12 protein-coding genes are annotated in these 18587 nt (G+C 42.7%); 8 read left to right on the forward strand and 4 right to left on the reverse strand.

From position 1 onward, the window contains the following. Positions 1-297: 297 nt before the first annotated feature. The 7 genes from LN995_RS14290 to LN995_RS14320 all read left to right on the forward strand — a co-directional run bounded on the left by LN995_RS14290 (position 298) and on the right by LN995_RS14320 (position 14445). Positions 298-3510: a SusC/RagA family TonB-linked outer membrane protein gene (locus LN995_RS14290; RefSeq protein ID WP_229961765.1), complete on the forward strand. Its 3213-nt coding sequence runs from the start codon at positions 298-300 to the stop codon at positions 3508-3510. A 28-nt stretch (positions 3511-3538) separates the two neighbouring features. Next, complete coding sequence (locus LN995_RS14295) at positions 3539-5143, forward strand: RagB/SusD family nutrient uptake outer membrane protein (RefSeq protein ID WP_229961766.1); 1605 nt, start codon at positions 3539-3541, stop codon at positions 5141-5143. Between the two features lie 148 nt (positions 5144-5291). Continuing rightward, entirely contained in the window at positions 5292-6524 is a 1233-nt protein-coding gene (locus LN995_RS14300; protein ID WP_229961767.1) for a glycoside hydrolase family 27 protein, read from the forward strand. 101 nt (positions 6525-6625) lie between these two features. Continuing rightward, positions 6626-8035 (forward strand): sialate O-acetylesterase, encoded by a 1410-nt coding sequence (locus LN995_RS14305; RefSeq protein WP_229961768.1) that lies wholly within the window; start codon positions 6626-6628, stop codon positions 8033-8035. An 83-nt stretch (positions 8036-8118) separates the two neighbouring features. Continuing rightward, complete coding sequence (locus tag LN995_RS14310) at positions 8119-9432, forward strand: glycoside hydrolase 5 family protein (RefSeq protein ID WP_229961769.1); 1314 nt, start codon at positions 8119-8121, stop codon at positions 9430-9432. 348 nt (positions 9433-9780) lie between these two features. Continuing rightward, positions 9781-12366 carry a xyloglucanase gene (locus LN995_RS14315; protein WP_229961770.1) on the forward strand — a complete coding sequence of 862 codons (2586 nt, stop codon included), beginning with the start codon at positions 9781-9783 and terminating at the stop codon, positions 12364-12366. Between the two features lie 261 nt (positions 12367-12627). Continuing rightward, on the forward strand, positions 12628-14445 hold the full coding sequence (locus LN995_RS14320; protein WP_229961771.1) for a glycoside hydrolase family 9 protein: 1818 nt from the start codon (positions 12628-12630) through the stop codon (positions 14443-14445). A gap of 117 nt (positions 14446-14562) precedes the next feature. On the opposite strand, the gene LN995_RS14325 is transcribed toward LN995_RS14320, so the two are convergent. The 4 genes from LN995_RS14325 to LN995_RS14340 all read right to left on the reverse strand — a co-directional run bounded on the left by LN995_RS14325 (position 14563) and on the right by LN995_RS14340 (position 16791). Beyond that, positions 14563-14739 (reverse strand): hypothetical protein, encoded by a 177-nt coding sequence (locus LN995_RS14325; protein WP_229961772.1) that lies wholly within the window; start codon positions 14737-14739, stop codon positions 14563-14565. A gap of 48 nt (positions 14740-14787) precedes the next feature. Beyond that, positions 14788-15054 (reverse strand): hypothetical protein, encoded by a 267-nt coding sequence (locus LN995_RS14330; protein ID WP_229961773.1) that lies wholly within the window; start codon positions 15052-15054, stop codon positions 14788-14790. 144 nt (positions 15055-15198) lie between these two features. Next, positions 15199-15435, reverse strand: coding sequence for a hypothetical protein (locus tag LN995_RS14335; protein WP_229961774.1), 237 nt, complete (start codon positions 15433-15435; stop codon positions 15199-15201). Positions 15436-15606: 171 nt separating this feature from the next. Then, complete coding sequence (locus LN995_RS14340; protein WP_229961775.1) at positions 15607-16791, reverse strand: THUMP-like domain-containing protein; 1185 nt, start codon at positions 16789-16791, stop codon at positions 15607-15609. 422 nt (positions 16792-17213) lie between these two features. On the opposite strand from LN995_RS14340, the gene ahcY reads away from it, so the two are divergent. After that, complete coding sequence (gene ahcY, locus LN995_RS14345; protein ID WP_229961776.1) at positions 17214-18521, forward strand: adenosylhomocysteinase; 1308 nt, start codon at positions 17214-17216, stop codon at positions 18519-18521. Positions 18522-18587 lie beyond the last annotated feature (66 nt).

Here is an 18587-nt window from a genome sequence, read left to right on the forward strand (position 1 = left end):
TGCTATTCCTTTTTATAACAATATTTTAAGTGGAAACATTTAAATAAATCAATTGGCTTGTAAAATAAAATAAGGTGCTAGGAAATTAAAAACAGATAATTATTGCATAAAGTGTTTATGTAATTGATAAAAAAAATCAATAAACGCTAAGTGTAAAATAAATTTTTGTCGCACAATTTTCTAACAAAGTCTCTTTATATAAATAGTCTGGGTTTTCTGCCAAAGCTTAGGGCAGTTTTAATGAAAGATGAATTATTAAACAGTTATTAATATATTTTAATAAGTACAGATCAATATATGTCTAAGGATAAAAGACTTACAGGGAAAGACTTCAATAATAAAGAGTCTTTGTCTAAAAGAAAAGTCGCTTCAGGATTGGCTGCTTTACTGCTAATAGCAGGTGTAGGCCAAATACATGCCGAAGCTGTGCCAAGCAATAGTAGTTCTGCAGATGTAGGTGCCGCAATTGGAAGGTATGGTAAAAATTTTCAGACGCAGCAAATTACAGGTACTGTTACAGACGCCACTACAGGTGAGGCTCTTCCGGGTGTAACGGTGCTGGTTGATGGATCAACAACTGGTACTGCTACAGGTATTAATGGGGATTTTACTATTAATGTGCCTAGCACAGACGCAACATTAGTGTTCTCATTTATTGGTTATGAGACTCAAAGAGTGCCGCTTAATGGCAGAACAAATGTAAATGTTCAGCTAGGTACAGACGCTCAGGCACTGGAAGAGGTGGTAGTAGTAGGTTATGGTACTGTGCGTAAAAGTGATGTAACAGGAGCTGTATCAACTGTGCAAACAGAAAAAATCCAACAGGTAGCTACTGTGGATGTAAATCAGGCACTGCAGGGTAAAGTGGCTGGTGTGCAAATTACGCCTGGTTCTGGTGCGCCGGGTACTGGTGCCAAAGTAAGAATTAGAGGTATCGGTTCTTTTGGTGCAAGTGACCCATTATATGTAGTAGATGGCTATCCTGTAGGAAGTATAGAATATCTTGCTCCAACTGATATTGAATCTATGGAAGTGTTAAAGGATGCTTCTGCTACAGCTATTTATGGTAACAGAGGTGCTAATGGTGTTATCATAGTTACTACAAAAAAGGGTAAAGCTGGTGCGCCTACTTTTAACTTTAATATGTATGCAGGTATTCAGAATCCATGGCGCACGCTGGATCTGACTAATGCTGCAGAATATTCAAGATTATACTTGGAGGCATATACAAATGATGGCATTGATGTGACTGATCCTAATCAGTTCAATGCCACTAATTATGCTATCATGCGTAACGCCATTGATAATAACTTAGAAGGTACTGATTGGCAGGAAGAGGTTATTCATCAAAATGCTCCAATTCAGAACTATAACTTCTCTGTGAATGGAGGTGGAGAAAAGTCTAAGTACAGCGTGTCAGCTACTTACTTCAATCAGGACGGTACTATCATAAATACCGGCATGAAAAAGTTCCTGATAAGAGCTAACAACGACTATACATTTAACTCCAGGTTCAGAGGTGGCTGGAGCCTGAACTATGTTAATGCCAGGTTTAACAATTATCAGATAGATCAGTATGCAGGTGTTCTAACTACAGCTGCAGTAACGTCTCCGCTTACGCCAGCCTGGGACTCTGCAACAAACAATTATGGGCAGGCTACGCAATTTAGTACAGGTAATAACCCACTTCGAATTGCAAACGAAACACAAAACTTAACTACACAGCAGAATAGAATAGTAAGTACTGTGTATGGTGAAGCAGAAATAATAGATGGCTTAACGTTCCGCTCTACCTTTGGTGGAGACATGAGCTTCAATAAAATCAGAGAATATTTGCCGCAGTTTGAAATATCTCCAAATGAAGTTAGATCGCAGAGCGAGTTGTATGATGAAAGACAAAACGGCTGGCAGTGGACTTGGTCAAACGTGTTTAATTACAACAAAGAGTTTGGGAACCACAGTATCAATGCAATGCTTGGTCAGGAAGCGCAGACACAACATGCTGATAATGTAAATATAACTGGTTATAATATTCTGAACGACCCTACACAGTTTTATGTAGGTGCTGCAAAAAGCACAACCTATCAAGCTGGCAGTTTTGCAGAGGAGAGTAGCTTGTTTTCAGTATTTGGCCGTTTAAACTATAGCTACATGGGCAAGTATCTGCTTACAGCTACCGTTCGACGAGATGCTTCTTCAAGATTTACACCAGACAACAGAGTTGGTTACTTCCCGTCATTCTCTTTGGGGTGGAATGTAATGGAGGAGCCTTTTATGCAGGACATAAGCTGGTTATCTAACTTAAAAATAAGAGCAGGTTATGGTGAAGTAGGTAATCAGGGTATTGTAAGTACTACATCAACCAGCTATGTGGTACAACCACAGCAACGCTATGTTTTTGGTGGAGAAGTTGTCGAAGGTAGAGCAAACACTACTATCCGAAATACAGACCTTAAGTGGGAAACATCCGCAATGACGAATGTGGGTATAGATGCCGGTTTCCTGAATAATAAACTGAACTTAACTCTGGAGTATTTTGATAAGAGAACGCGAGACCTAATAGTTCAGGCGCCAATACCAGCTTATATAGGTGCACTTGCTCCTGCTGCAAATGCCGGAGACATGTTAAACAGAGGTTTTGAAGCAGCTGTTAACTACAGACAAAGCGAAGGCGATTTTAGATACGATTTAGGAGTTAATGCATCTTTCATCAGAAACAAAGTCTTGAGCCTTGGTGGTGGAGAGGCCTTTACTAGTGCCGATGTGCATAGGCTAGGTAACGTCACCAGAATGGAAGAAGGCGAAGTATTTGCCTATTTCTATGGAAGACAGACAGACGGAATCTTCAACAGCCAGGAGGAAGTAAGCTCTTATGTTTACACTAATCCGGAAACAGGCGCAACAAACCTTATACAACCTAATGCACAGCCAGGCGATGTGAAGTTTGTTGACCTGAATAATGATGGTGTTATCAATGATGAAGATAGAACGAAGCTAGGAAGTGCGATGCCAGACTTCACCTATGGTTTCAATGCATTTTTGGAGTATAAAAACTTTGACCTTAAAATCTTCTTCCAGGGCGTGTATGGTAATGAAACAGTAAATGCCATGTCTGTATTTACGGCAAACTCTACAGGTATCTGGAACTCTTATGAATCTCGCTTGGATAGATGGACACCTGATAATCCGAATACAAATGAGCCAAGAATGACTGTTTCTGACGAGAATATAAATATTGCATTTTCAGACAGATATGTAGAGGATGGTAGTTATATACGCCTTAGAAACATACAACTTGGCTATACACTGCCAGAAGGCTTGACAAGCAAAATCGGAGTTAAAGCATTGAGAGTTTATGTTTCTGCCGATAACCTGTTCACCCTCACAAATTATAAAGGTTATGAGCCTGAAGTTGGAGACCTGTGGGATAACCCTTACTACTATGGTGTAGATATGGCTACTTATCCACAAGCCAGGACATTTATTGGAGGACTAAACGTTACTTTCTAATTTGAAAATTTTAGTAATGAATTTTAAAATGAAATTTATAAAACATATTGTACCCATCTTGGCCTTAGCTTTTGCGAGCCAGGCGTGTGAGGACTTCCTAGATAAGGAGCCGCTTGGGGTGGAAACTGACAGAACTTTTTACGAAGACCCAGAGAACGCAGTACTAGCGGTTAATGGTATTTATGATGCCATCAGTTGGGATGCAGGTGGCGTGACTGGTTCCAGCAACACTTTTGAATGGATGTACGGTGACGTACTTTCTGATGATGCTAAAAAAGGGAGTACTACCGGCGACTTTATTGAGATAAAGCAGATGGAAAGATGGGGAACTTTAACAAACTCTCCTATAACCTCTAGTACCTGGAACAACATGTTTACAGCAATTTACAGAGCAAATCAGGTACTTTCTTACCTTCCTGCATCGTCCATAAACGAAGAGCTGAAAACAAGGCTTTTAGGTGAAGCTTACTTCCTGAGAGGATACAGCTACTTTAATTTAGTTACCAAATTTGGAGGTTTACCTCTTATGGAAGAGCCTCTTCCAATTTCAGAATGGGGCCAGCTTGAAAGAGCTTCAATAGCTGATACATATGCTTTCATTCAGAATGATTTGCAGCAGGCTATAGAAATGCTTCCGCAAAGAGGTGAATATGCTGGCAGTGACTTAGGACGTGCAACACAGGGTGCAGCAAGAGCTTATTTAGCCAGAGCTTACATGTATCAGCTTGGTACAGATAATGCTAATGGGGTAACATGGCAGGATGTATATGATCAGACAAATGCTATTATTACTTCAGGGCAGTACTCTCTGTTCTCTAACTACGCTGGGTTGTTTGAAATTGAGAATGAAAATAATGTAGAGTCTATCTTTGAGATTCAATTTTCAGATGTTGCCACAGGTTGGGGCCCTCCTAAAACAGGAACGGTGAACAACGTAATTCAAAACAACCGTTCTACCTGGGGCTGGGGCTTCAACAACCCAACTCAGGATTTAGTAAGCGAGTTTGAAGGCAGAGATCCACGTTTGCCAGTAACAGTTTACTCAGATGGAGATATTGTGGCAGGGGAGCTTCAGGTAATAGACTATCCGGGGCAAAATGAAACCGGGTACTTAAACAGAAAAGCTTTTGTTGAACCAAGCGCCAGGCCAAGCGATACGCAAAACAGTCCTAAAAACATTATCAAGTTCCGTTATGCTGATGTGTTATTGATGCAGGCAGAAGCGGCTTATCACTTAGGAAACGAATCTGAAGCCCAGAGTTTGGTAAACCAGGTACGTCAGCGAGCCAGAAATAGCACAAGACCAAAAGGATCAACCGCAGAAGGAGCAACAGGCTATGTGCCGTACGAGAACTTATCGGGAGTGCTACCAGATATTACTGCTTCTGGCCAGGATTTATTGGAAGCCATCTGGCACGAAAGAAGGGTAGAGTTAGGTATGGAGTCTCTTAGATACTATGACTTGGTAAGAACAGGTAGATATTTTGATGCTTTAGAAGAAAAGTATTCAGATGAAGTTCGCGTAGAAGCTGAAGAACGTAGCATTTCTGGTTCAGTTAACCCAATGCCAGTATTACCTATTCCAATTAACGAAGCCCAGGCTTGGGGAATAACTCAAAACCCAGGATATTAACAACCAATCTACAAACAGGAGGCTGCTTCAATTCAGGGGCAGTCTCCTGTTTGTTTATGCTGAAACCATACTTGATCAAGTCCTCTTTTTCAGTAAAACTATAGCAGTAAAATTATTCTTTATAATTAATTTCAATAGTTAAAACTCAATGAAAAAACTCCTTTCATTACTAATACTACTAACTTGTTCAGTTACAGCCTTTAGTCAGGGAAATAACTATGAACAGAATTACAAAAAGTACGAAGGTTTGGCTTTAACCCCTCCCATGGGTTGGAACAGTTGGAATAAATTTGCTTGTAACGTAGACGAAAACTTAATTAAAGAAGTAGCTGATGCCATGGTAGCTTCAGGTATGAAAGATGCAGGTTATACTTACATCAACATAGACGACTGCTGGCATGGTGAGCGCGATAGCTTAGGATTTATTCATCCAGATCCAAAGCGTTTTCCATCGGGTATGAAAGCGCTTGCTGACTATATTCATGCGAAAGGATTGAAGTTTGGCATTTATTCTGATGCAGGTTCTCAGACCTGTGGCGGAAGGCCAGGTAGCCGTGGTTATGAGTTTCAGGATGCGCAGATGTACGCCAGCTGGGGTGTAGACTATCTGAAGTATGACTGGTGTAACACTGAAGGATTGAAAGCTGAAGGGGCTTATAAAACCATGACCGCAGCTTTGCAAAAAGCAGGCAGACCAGTCGTGTTAAGCATCTGCGAGTGGGGAAATGATAAGCCTTGGGAGTGGGGCCAGACAGTAGGACACTTGTGGAGAACTACCGGAGACATTTACAACTGCTTCGACTGCATTGAAGACCATGGAACATGGCAGTCTTGGGGTGTAATGCAGATTCTGGACAAGCAGGAAGGATTGCGCCAATATGCAGGCCCAGGACACTGGAACGACCCGGACATGCTGGAAGTAGGTAACGGAATGCCTGCAAACGAAGATCGTGCACACTTTACAATGTGGAGCATGATTGCTGCCCCGCTTATTGCCGGCAACGACTTGCGTAGCATGAGCAAGGAAACTACTGACATTCTTACCAATAAAGAAGTAATTGCAGTAAATCAGGACAAGCTGGGTATACAAGGGTTTAAATACGCCAGCAAAGACAGCCTGGAAACATGGTTTAAGCCATTAGATGGTGGCAAGTGGGCAGTAGTTTTCTTAAACCGTAGTAAACAACCGCAAAAGGTTGAGTTCGATTGGAAAAATACGCCTGTTACAGATGAGCTTTCTAAGAGAGAGCTGAATGCGTCAAAAACAACTTATAAGCTGCGTAACCTGTGGACTAAAAAGGATGTGGGCAACACAAAGAAAGCTTTCAAAGCTGAAGTGCCTGCCCATGATGTGGTAATGCTATTGTTGTCTTCTAAGTAAGTCTGTCTAAAAAAAAATTAACAGTGACAAAAGTGAAAGGCAGCTATCGGTTTAAGTAGCTGCTTTTGCTTCTATATTATTGCTAATTAAATTGTTAAACTATGTCGAAGAGTTCATTTTTAATAACGCTTCTGCTTCCAGTCCTTTTCCTGTTCATGGTGCATGATGTAAGAGGAAACGTTCAATTACCTGCTGTGTTTAGTAATCATATGGTACTACAGCAAAATTCAGAAGTAACCGTGTGGGGCTGGGCTAAGACTGGTGAAGAAGTTACAGTTATTCCAAGCTGGAATAACACCCCCATCAAAGTAAAAGCAGATAATCTTGCTAAATGGCAGGTAAAGCTGCAAACACCAGCTGCAGGAGGTGGTCCTTATACTATAAAAGTGCAGGGCTACAATACTATTGAAATAGAAGATGTGCTGATAGGGGAAGTGTGGCTATGTTCCGGCCAGTCTAATATGGAGTGGACAGCCAGAGCAGGAATAGACCATGCAGCCGAGGAAGTACCCAAAGCAAATTACCCATCCATACGCTTCTTTAGTGTACAGCACAGAACTGCTGATGCACCGCAGCTGGATCTTAATGGGGAATGGGTGGTATGTACACCTAAAACGATGATAGACTTTAGCGCCGTTGGTTACTTCTTTGGTCGGGAGCTATATCAAAACCTGAATGTTCCGGTAGGACTGATTAACAGTAGCTGGGGAGGTACGCCTGCCGAGATATGGATGAACGCAGATACCATAGCTGCAGACAAAGAACTGGCCGAAGCTGCTGCGGAGCTAAAAGAAGTAGAGTGGGGACCAGTGCAACCTGGCAAAGCATACAATGCCATGATTGCGCCACTTATTCCTTTCAAAATTGCAGGTGCGCTCTGGTACCAGGGCGAAGCGAATACTGGAAACCCGGAAGAATATGCGCAGTTGCTTCCTGCACTAATCAGAAACTGGAGAAGCGAGTGGAACAGTAAGTTCCCATTTTACTTTGTTCAGATTGCTCCCTGGAAAGACTATGCGCCGCAGCAAGGAGTTTTGTTAAGAGATGCGCAACGTAGAAGCTTGCGTGTACCCAATACGGGCATGGTGGTGGTAAGCGACATCGGTAATAACGATAATATCCATCCAACTAACAAAATTGATGTAGGTGTTCGTTTGGCAAACTGGGCCTTAAACAAGACCTATGGCAAAAAGGATATCGTATTTTCTGGTCCGCTCTATCGTGACATGAAAGTGGAGGGAAAAAAGATTCGAATATTTTTTGACCATATAGGCAAAGGCTTGGTAACAAAAGGAAAAGAACTTACAGGCTTCGAAATTGCTGGTCCTGATCAGAAATTTGTAAAAGCAAATGCAAAAATCGATGGTAACACAGTAGTAGTGCAGGCTAAGTCTGTGAAGAACCCCGTGGCTGTTCGGTTCGAGTGGAGCAATGCCGTAGATCCTAACTTGTTTAACACAGCAGGTTTGCCAGCCTCCAGCTTCCGCACAGACGATTGGAAAGTTCAATAACCTTACATTTATATAAACCTAATTAAAGACACAGGTACCAACAACATTCTGATACATGTGCTTTATCAATAGAACTTTCATACATGATCAAGAGAAACATATTAGTTCTGCTGGCTTTGTTGCTTTTTACAAAGCTGCAGGCTCAGATACCATCTGACTTTGTTAAGAGAGATGGTGAGCAGCTTACCCTAAAAGGGAAACCATATTATTATGTAGGCACCAACTACTGGTACGGTTCTATTCTTGCCTCTACAGGGGAAGGAGGCGACCGTGAAAGACTGGTAAAAGAGCTGGATTTCATGAAGAAAAATGGCATAACCAACCTCAGGATTCTGGCAGGAGCCGAAGGACCAAATAACCAGCCTTACAGAGCTACACCGGGTTTGCAAATGTCGCCAGGTGTTTATAACGATACCATTCTGGCCGGTCTGGATTTCTTACTTGCAGAAATGGGCAAGCGAGATATGAAAGCTGTCTTGTACCTTAACAATAGCTGGGAGTGGTCTGGTGGCTTTTCGCAGTACCTAAACTGGAATGGCTACGGCGAAATACCTTATGCCCTTGCAAATAACAACGACTGGGCAGGGTTTATGCGCTATGCAGGGCAATTCCATAACTGCGAACCTTGCAAAGAGCAGTTTGGGGAGTATATAAAGTTTCTGCTAAGCCGCACGAACCAGTTCACCAATAAAAAATACACAGACGACTCTACTATTATGGCTTGGCAGATAGCCAATGAGCCTCGTGCTTTTTCTAAGGAAAATCTCCCTGCCTTTGAAGAGTGGATCAGCAACACGGCTGCCTTAATCAAATCTGTAGACAAAAACCACTTGGTATCGACGGGTTCAGAAGGGCAGCATGGTACAGAAGAGTCAATGGAGGTTTATAAACGGATTCATGCTGACCCTAATATTGATTACCTGAACATGCACATCTGGCCTAAGAACTGGGGGTGGTTAGATTCAGAGAACATAAGCGGCACCATTGATAATGCGATTGCCGAAACTAAACAGTACATGAACGATCACATAGCGGTTGCCCGTGAGTTAAACAAGCCAATCGTAATGGAGGAGTTTGGTCTTCCGCGTGATAACCACACCTATTCACTGGATGATAAAACCACTAACAGAGACAAGTACTATCAGTATGTGTTTAGCAGAGTGTTGCAGAGTGCGAAAGAAGGCGGAACATTGGCTGGTTGTAACTTCTGGGCTTTTGGTGGAACAGCCCGTCCAAACCCAGACCGGGAATTCTGGCAAAATGGTGACGATTTAATGGGAGATCCGCCGCAGGAGGAGCAGGGGCTAAACTCAGTCTTTGATAAGGACACTACCATAAAGGTGGTTGCCAAATATTCCAAGGCGATCAAAAGTGCTACTAAAGGCAAGAAGAAATAGACCACCCTTAGTAGCTGACTTTTGTGACATTATCTGCTTTTAGCAAGACGTAGCAAAGACAATCTCTTTGTTGATACCTTTTCAGTTGAAGCGGCATATTCTGCCGCTTCAACTTTTTTATACCTATGCTAACATAAAGTAATAACCCTTTGTGTACTGATCTCCTGCTAATTGAAAAGCTATTATAATCTATAACGTTAACAGCCAAGCTACAAGTTAGAAACATTTGATACCCTTCTCTGCGGCTATTCATAGCTATATTTGCCTTACAACTGTTAATTAAGTATAGGCTTTTTTGTTATCGCAGTTGATAAATCTTATATGAAATGCTATTTAGGGAGGAAAATTATGATGAAGCTGTACCCATTTTTAATTATACAACAGTTGCTTCTTAAGAAGGTGTTTAGCTTTAAAAAGCTACATGTTCTGGTGCAGGGGCATAAACGATGGCTATTGGTTTTGCTTTGCCTGTTCTCTCTCCAATCTTCTTATCTGAAAGGGTGGGCACAAACAACAGAACCTTATCAATGGAAGAATGTACAGATTCAGGGTGGAGGTTTTGTAACAGGTGTTATCTATAGCCCTACTGAAAAAGATTTAGTCTACGCCCGCACCGATGTTGGAGGCGCCTATCGCTGGAATGCCACTAACAATAATTGGGTTCCAATTACAGATCATCTGGGTAGGAGTGAGCAAAACTATACAGGTGTTTTAAGTTTGGCTACTGATCCGTCAGAGCCAAAAAGAGTATACATTGCTGCCGGTCTCTATACCCAGTCTTGGGCAGGCACAGGCGCCATATTAGCATCTATAGATAAAGGGGGCACCTGGACACGAACAGAACTGCCTATTAAACTAGGCGGAAACGAAGATGGTCGTTCAGCAGGAGAGCGGCTACAGGTTGATCCAAATTCAGGTAATATATTATATCTTGGTTCCAGTACTGATGGCCTTTGGCGAAGTATAGACTATGGCGCCACCTGGAGCAAAGTAAATACCTTCCCAGTGGCATCTTCTCCCGCAGGGTCAGGGGGCTTGTCGTTTGTAGTGTTTGACAAAAGCAGCGGAACAACAGGTAGCGCTACACCAACCATTTATGTTGGAGTTCTTCAAAAAGAGAGTAATAATCTTTACAGGAGCACAGATGCCGGGAGTACTTGGCAAGCTGTACCCAATCAGCCAACCAATTACATGCCTCAACAGGCAGCTTTGGCCACAGACGGAATACTTTACATAACTTATGCCGATGGTCCTGGTCCCAATGGTGTTACTGCCGGAGCAGTATGGAAACTAAACACAGGCTCCAACCAATGGACTAACATTGATCCTCCAGCTGGTCAGGGGGGCTATGCCGGAGTTTCTCTGGATAGGCAAAATCCTGAAACCTTGCTGGTATCTACCCTTAACAGGTGGTGGCCTGGTGATGAAGTGTTTCGCAGTACAGACGGTGGAGAAACATGGCAGGTGCTGCTTAATGATGCAACTTGGAACCACTCGCTTGCACCTTATGCTGCCAGTTCAAATCCGCACTGGATAGGTGATGTTGCCATTGATCCTTTCGACTCTGATAATGCCTGGTTTGTAACTGGGTATGGCGTGTACAATACGACTAACCTTACTGCAGCAGATCAGGGTACAGCTATTGAGTGGACATTTCAGAATCAGGGACTGGAAGAAACGGTGCCCTTGAAATTAATTAGCCCACCAGATGGAGCACATTTACTTAGTGCTTTAGGCGATATAGATGGTTTTAAGCATGATGACCTGGATATCTCGCCAATGGCAGGCCGCTTGTCTCCTAACTATGGCACCAATACCAGTATTACTTTTGCTGAAAAGCAACCTTCAATCGTGGCAAGAACTTACTATGATGCTAACGGTAATTATGGTTCTTATTCTACAGATGGAGGTGATACCTGGACAAGTTTTACCAGCTATCCAGCTGGTGCCACAGGTGGTGGCAATATCACTGTTTCAGCAGATGGCAATACCTTTTTATGGGCTCCCGGCGGAGTAGCAGGCATATACTACTCAACCAATAAAGGCAGTACCTGGAGCGCTGCAAGCGGAGTAACAAGAGCAGGCTTAAAGCCTGTTGCAGACAGAGTAAACTCTAAAAAGTTTTATGTATATGATGAAGAGGCCGGAAGTGTACTTTTGAGTACTGACGGAGGAAGAACTTTTACTCCTGTCGCTTCTGGTTTAGTCTCAGTACCAGACTGGCAGGCGTGGGCTGCCTCTATCTCTCCTGTTTTTGGTGTAGAAGGTGATCTGTGGCTTACGAATCCTAACAGTGGGCTCTATCGAACCACTGATTCTGGTGCAAACTTTACGAAGCTGACTAATGTGCAGGAAGCTGTTAAAGTTGGCTTTGGGAAAGCTGCTGCCGGTAAAGCCTATCCTGCTGTATATATAGCAGGAAAAGTTAATAATGAGCCTGGCTTTTTCAGGTCAGATGATGCAGGGGCTACCTGGACTAGAATCAACGATGAGCAGCACCAGTTCGGAGGTGTAAACGACATAACCGGAGACCCGCGTGTGTACGGGCGGCTTTATGTTGCCACAGCTGGCAGAGGTATTGTGTACGGCGACTCGAGGTTAGACTGTAGTGGTGTGTTAGACGGTACAGCTTACATAGATGACTGTAGCCAATGTGTAGGAGGCGAAACAGGTAATGTGCCTTGCGCTGTAACAGGCATTGATGACGAGCAGGACTTTGAGTTTAGTTATGCACCTAACCCATTTTCTGTTGCTATACATTTAAAAGCTGCTTTCTCTTTTGAGTATAGTATTGCTACCCTTATTGGAGCTAAAATAATGGAAGGGAAAAGTAAGGGCGAAGTAACAATTGGTGCCAGTTTACAACCAGGAATCTATTTGCTTACTATTAGTTATATGGGCAAAGTAAAGGCATTTAAAATCATCAAATATTAATGCAATCTGAAAGCTAAGCTTGTGGCTCTTATGTAAACGCACAGGGCTACTTTCTTATTTACGAACGTGAACTAAGAAATCAATATGAGTAAAGAAAGCAGTGCCGAACGGGAAATGAGTCCTCGCGGATTTGGAGCACACCAACAAAAACTGTACAACAGTAGGTTAATGAGTCGCTGGATGTAGCTACGATAGCTAAGGGTAAACTGCGCTTTCATTTCCGAATTCACATTTTATTTACAAGATATAATTTTACAAAACATGCAAACATTTTACAAAGCACTGTGTGGCATGCTCCTTTGCAGTAGCCTGGTTTCCTGTTCTAATGTGCAACAGGAATCAGATAGTAATGTAACAGAGCTGTCAGAAAATATTCGCCTGAACCAGGTTGGCTTCTACCCAAATGCACCTAAGGTAGCTGTAGTGGTAGGAGAGCAGGAAGGAGGGGCGTTTTACCTGAAAACTCCTGATCTAAATGAAACTGTGTTCACCGGAAAGCTAGCAGAAACAAAAGCTGGTGAGTTTTCAAAAAGGCCGACACGTGTTGCAGATTTCAGCGAGTTTAATAAAGCAGGTGCTTATGTAATAGAGGTACCTGGGGTTGGACATTCTTATCCCTTTGTTATAGAAGAAAATGTGCATCACGATGTAGCCGCTGCCGCTATCAAAGGGTTCTACTATCAGCGAGTATCAACTGATTTGCCGGAAGAGTATGCAGGTAAGTGGCACCGTAAGGCTGGACACGAAAAGGAGGATAACCATGTGCTTGTGCATACTTCTGCCGCAACAGCGCAACGCCCTGCCGGAACAGTACTTTCAGCTCCACGTGGCTGGTACGATGCCGGTGACTACAACAAGTACATTGTAAATAGTGGTATTACAATGGGTACCTTATTATCAGCTTACGAAGATTTTCCAGGCTATTACAAGACATTGGAGTTAAACATTCCTGAAAGCGGGAATCCTGTACCTGACTTGCTAGATGAGGTACTGTGGAACCTGCGCTGGATGCTGACAATGCAGGACCCAAGCGATGGCGGTGTATATCATAAGCTAACTAATCCGGCTTTTGATGGTATGGTTATGCCGGCGGAGGCAAAAAATACACGTTATGTTGTACAGAAGGGCACAGGAGCCACATTAGACTTTGCTGCTGTAATGGCACAGGCAAGCCGGGTGTACAAAAACTACAACAAAAAGTTTCCTGGCTTAGCCGATTCATGCTTGATGGCTGCTACAAAAGCTTGGGAGTGGGCGCAGAAGAACCCTGATGTAGTCTATGATCAGGATGCCATGAATAAGCAGTTCGACCCAGACATAACAACAGGCGCCTATGGTGACAATGACTTTAGTGATGAGTTTACTTGGGCTGCAGCTGAGTTATATGTCACCACAAACAAGGACAGCTACTATACTGCTGTAAACATGTTTCCTGATGAAAAAATGCCGTTGCCGTCCTGGGGGAATGTAAGACTGCTAGGATATTACACATTGGCTCGCCATCAGGATAAACTCTCACCTGTCGCTAAAAAGGACTTTCCGAAATTACAAAAGCGACTTGTTGCTTTTGCTGACAACCTAATGGAGGGTGCTTCTGATAGATCGTACAGGACAGTAATGGGTAAATCAGAAAGTGACTACATATGGGGAAGTAGTTCTGTGGCTGCCAACCAAGGCATTGCCCTGCTGCAGGCGTACAGGTTAACATCTGATAAAAAATATGTACAGGCGGCTCTTAATAACTTAGATTATCTGTTAGGGCGCAATGCTACCGGGTATTCTTTTGTAACTGGTTACGGTGAGAAATCTACTATGAACCCACACCACCGCCCCTCTGTGGCAGACGGTATAAAGGAGCCTGTGCCAGGTTTGCTTTCCGGTGGCACAAATGCGCAGGCCAACCGCCAGGATAACTGTGCTACCTATACCTCTGAGTTTGCGGATGAGATGTACACTGATGATGACTGTTCTTATGCCTCTAATGAAATTGCCATCAACTGGAATGCTCCTCTTGTTTACCTGGTTGGTGCCATAGAAGCCTTACAGCAGAAAGCAGGATTGGCAGGAATGATCAAATGATGAGATGTTTCATGTGGAAAACTATGAGTGCTTTCTGAGGTTTAATCCCTGTGTTTAAAACAAAAATGCCACAGCAAAACTGCTGTGGCATTTTTGGTAATGTAAAAGAAAGACTATTTATTGCTTACGCTCTTCGTCTTGCTCATTATCAGTTCTGTTTTGTGGGGTTTGTCTGTCAGACTCAAAGTTACCCACAGCATCGCGTTCTAAACTGTTTGTAATATCTTTTTTGTCTGCTTTGCTAGTGTCTGTTAAGTTTGACTGCTGTTTTTTATCTTTTTCTTCGTTGCTCATTGTTTTCAATTTTAAGGTTACACTTTACTATACGTACAAAATCACTTATTAGGATTTCTTACCAGTAGGATCTGTACTATTTCTATCGCTCTGCCAACCTGCGCCCTGTGTAGGTCTGTTCTGAGGGTCGACACGGGAGTGATTGTCACCTGAAGAAGTAGAACTACCGCTTGTCTTAGGGCTGTTTACTACGTTAGATGACTGATTTGATGTTTCTGTAGATGGTTTTCCACCTTTTTTACCCGCCTCAAATGATTTTTCTGGGTTACTCATTGATTCGTGGTGTTGCTGTCTTATATCTTTATCCTCTTCCATTTGCTTTCATAGATTATAGTGGAACATCATGAGGTAAATACATAAACCTCTTATTCTTCATACGTTGCCTTTCAGCACCTAGTTTGTTTACAGTCATATGTCCTATTCTGTGTAAAAACAGGAACTGCAGCTTTTTAACGATAACTACCTGTTACCAGCTCCTTTTAAGCTGTCTGCATTTGCATCAGGTCTGTTCTCATTATCGTTGTTGTCCTCCTGCCGAGGTACACCGCCTACACCTACATTGTTAGAAGATGTGGTACTGTTTTGGGAGGTTGTAGAACTTCCTTTTATAGATGATGCATCTCTGTTATAAGAAGCATTGGTGTCGGCAGTACTCTGCTGCCCCTGAGTTTGATTTTGCTCTTTATCTGTATTCATCGCTTTCTTCATTTAATTAGGAACATAGTCTCTTTATAAACCTGAACTACTCTTTACTTACGAAGTGTATGCTGTGCAGTTAAGCAGATAAAAGATTTAGAGTGATAAATACAGTGAAAGCCAACAGTGGAAGTCTAAGTTTTAACGGGATTTGAAGCTATGGTTAATCAGCTATATTTTCTGACAGTGTAGCACAACAGGCTTCTGGTGCATATCAGTAGTAAAGAAAAGGTAGTAATCACCTCCTTCTTTGATTCCGGTTTTCTTTCTTATGTCTGCTACAGAATCTGGGAAGTTTCGCACAGTAATGTTAGCCTTTTTTTGAGGTAGTAATCGGAGTAGCTCTTTTTTGTTGTAGCGACTTGTACTCATACAACGAAAAGCTCTGCCGGGAAAATCCTGCAACTCCTGTTCTAAAGTATACAGGTGGCTGTTTGGGTGCAGTTTATTTATACCCAAGTGCTGACCAAGGTATTTATAGGCTCCTGCTTTAAGTATAGCTGCGTTAGGCTCATATATAAACTGCTGCGGGTCAGTAAAAAAAGGTTTTGCCAGTTCTTCTGCTGCACGGGTAAACTCCAACACCTGCTCTTTGCCTGGTAGTAAATTTACCGCCACTTGCTCTACCTGATCAGGAGTCGGAGCGTTAGATCGCAGCAAGTAAAGCACCTCTTTTACTTCATTCTGTACAGCCAGCACCCAAAGTTTTACAACACTTCCTAACTGCTCTAGTGCGAGGTCAATATCCAACATTGGCGATGTTTTAAGAAGCACTGCATTTGCTTTGGATAACAGTATTGGCAGCAGGCCTAACACATCTGGTTGGCAGTCTTTGAGCAAATGCAGTTTTTCATCATGGTTGCCCCGGCGGGCCGGGTCCAGGTAAATGACATCGGCTTTACCTGTAAACAGTTCAAGAAACTCTTCTGCTGACGTATTTACTGTCTTTATATTAGAAGCCTGGAGCAACTTGAAGTTATAAGTAGCTATTTCAGACAAAGCTTCATTTTGTTCCACGTGTACCACTTGTGCAAAATGCCTGGCAAAATGGAATGTATCTATTCCAAAACCACCGGTCAGGTCTATCAGCATTTCTCCCTCGATAAGTGAGGCTTTATAAGCTGCCGTAGTTTCAGATGAGCTTTGTTCTACTGAAAGCGAAACAGGAAAAATTACGTCAGGGTTCTGAACAAAAGTGGGAAGTTTGGCTGCTGCTTTTTGCCGTGCCTGTATCTGCTGAACTAGTTCCACCATAGGCAGGTCGGGGTAGCGATTAGTCTGCAACATTAAGCTTGCCGGGTCTTGCCGTTGGTGGTCTAGTATAAATTGCTTTTCTTTTGAAGAGAAGACACGCATAAATTCGGAGGTTAAAGTTTTGTGTTTACGCCTGCTGGAGGTACAAAGATAAGTATAAATGCAAAGGTGCTTCAGAAGAGGGAAAACGTTTATTATGCATTTTGTTTAATGTATTGCTTCGTTGTTAAATAATTTTGTATATGGCTGGTTAATACCTTATAAATTAATTGTTTAACCAGATAACCCCATTTACAATGAAAGACTGGATACGATTCTTGTTTCTTATTGTGCTGCTTACTGCCACTTTGATAAGCTGCGACGATTATGACGATGCTGTTATATAAGTAAAGCAAAAGACTCTGCTCTCTCCCGGCTGACTCTTTTGCTTTTTACAGGGCTAAATGTCCTGTTATATTCTTCGTAAAATTGAAGTTGCGCAACAAAATATGTAATTTTGTGTTTTATCTGAAAAAAGCAATTGTATGATCGATACACAGTTAAAATACAAAGTAAAAGACATTTCGCTGGCTGACTGGGGCCGCAAAGAAATAAGATTGGCAGAGGCAGAAATGCCGGGGCTGATGGCTATACGTGAGGAGTTTGGCCCAAGCAAGCCATTGGCTGGTGCAAGAATTGCAGGCTGTCTGCACATGACAATCCAAACAGCAGTTCTTATTGAGACACTGGTTGAGTTAGGTGCTGAAGTTACCTGGTCATCTTGTAATATCTTCTCTACACAAGATCATGCTGCTGCTGCTATTGCTGCTGCCGGTATATCTGTTTATGCCTGGAAAGGTATGACAGCGGAAGAATTTGACTGGTGTATTGAGCAAACACTTTTCTTTGGTGAAGACCGCAAGCCGCTGAACATGATTTTGGATGATGGTGGTGACCTGACTAACATGGTGTTAGACAAATATCCGGAACTGGCTTCGGGCATTAAAGGGCTTTCTGAAGAGACAACAACTGGTGTTCACCGCCTGTACGAGCGTATGCGTAATGGCACCCTGCCAATGCCTGCTATTAACGTAAACGACTCTGTAACAAAGTCTAAGTTTGATAACAAGTATGGCTGTAAAGAGTCTTTAGTGGATGCTATCCGTCGTGCTACTGACGTAATGATGGCTGGTAAAGTAGCCGTTGTGGCTGGTTATGGTGATGTAGGTAAGGGTTCTGCTGCTTCTTTGCGTGGAGCTGGCGCTCGTGTTATTGTTACAGAAATAGACCCAATCTGTGCGCTTCAGGCAGCTATGGATGGGTTTGCCGTTAAAAGAATGACCGATGCTATAAAAGAGGCTGATATAGTGGTAACAGCTACTGGTAACCGCGATATTATATCTGAGCAGCACTTCCGGGCCATGAAAGACAAAACCATTGTATGTAACATTGGCCACTTCGATAACGAAATTGACATGGCTTGGTTAAACACCAATTACGGTCATACAAAAGACGTTATTAAGCCACAGGTAGACCTTTACAACATCGAAGGTAAAGATATCATTGTACTGGCTGAAGGCCGTCTGGTAAACCTTGGTTGCGCGACAGGTCACCCATCTTTTGTAATGTCTAACTCTTTCTCTAACCAAACATTGGCGCAGCTAGAGCTTTGGACAAACACCGATGCCTACGAGAATAAAGTGTATACGCTGCCAAAGCATCTGGATGAGAAAGTAGCTCGACTGCACTTAGGTAAAATTGGTGCAGAGCTGGATGAGCTAACACCAGGCCAGGCAAGTTATATAGGGGTAGAAGTAGAAGGCCCGTACAAGCCAGAGTATTACAGATACTAAGCTTGTTCCTTCTCGGAGAAGGTGTATATACAACAAAAGCCGATGCCCACTGCATCGGCTTTTGTT

Source organism: Pontibacter silvestris (assembly GCF_020907275.1).
GTDB classification, from domain to species: Bacteria; Bacteroidota; Bacteroidia; order Cytophagales; family Hymenobacteraceae; genus Pontibacter; species Pontibacter silvestris.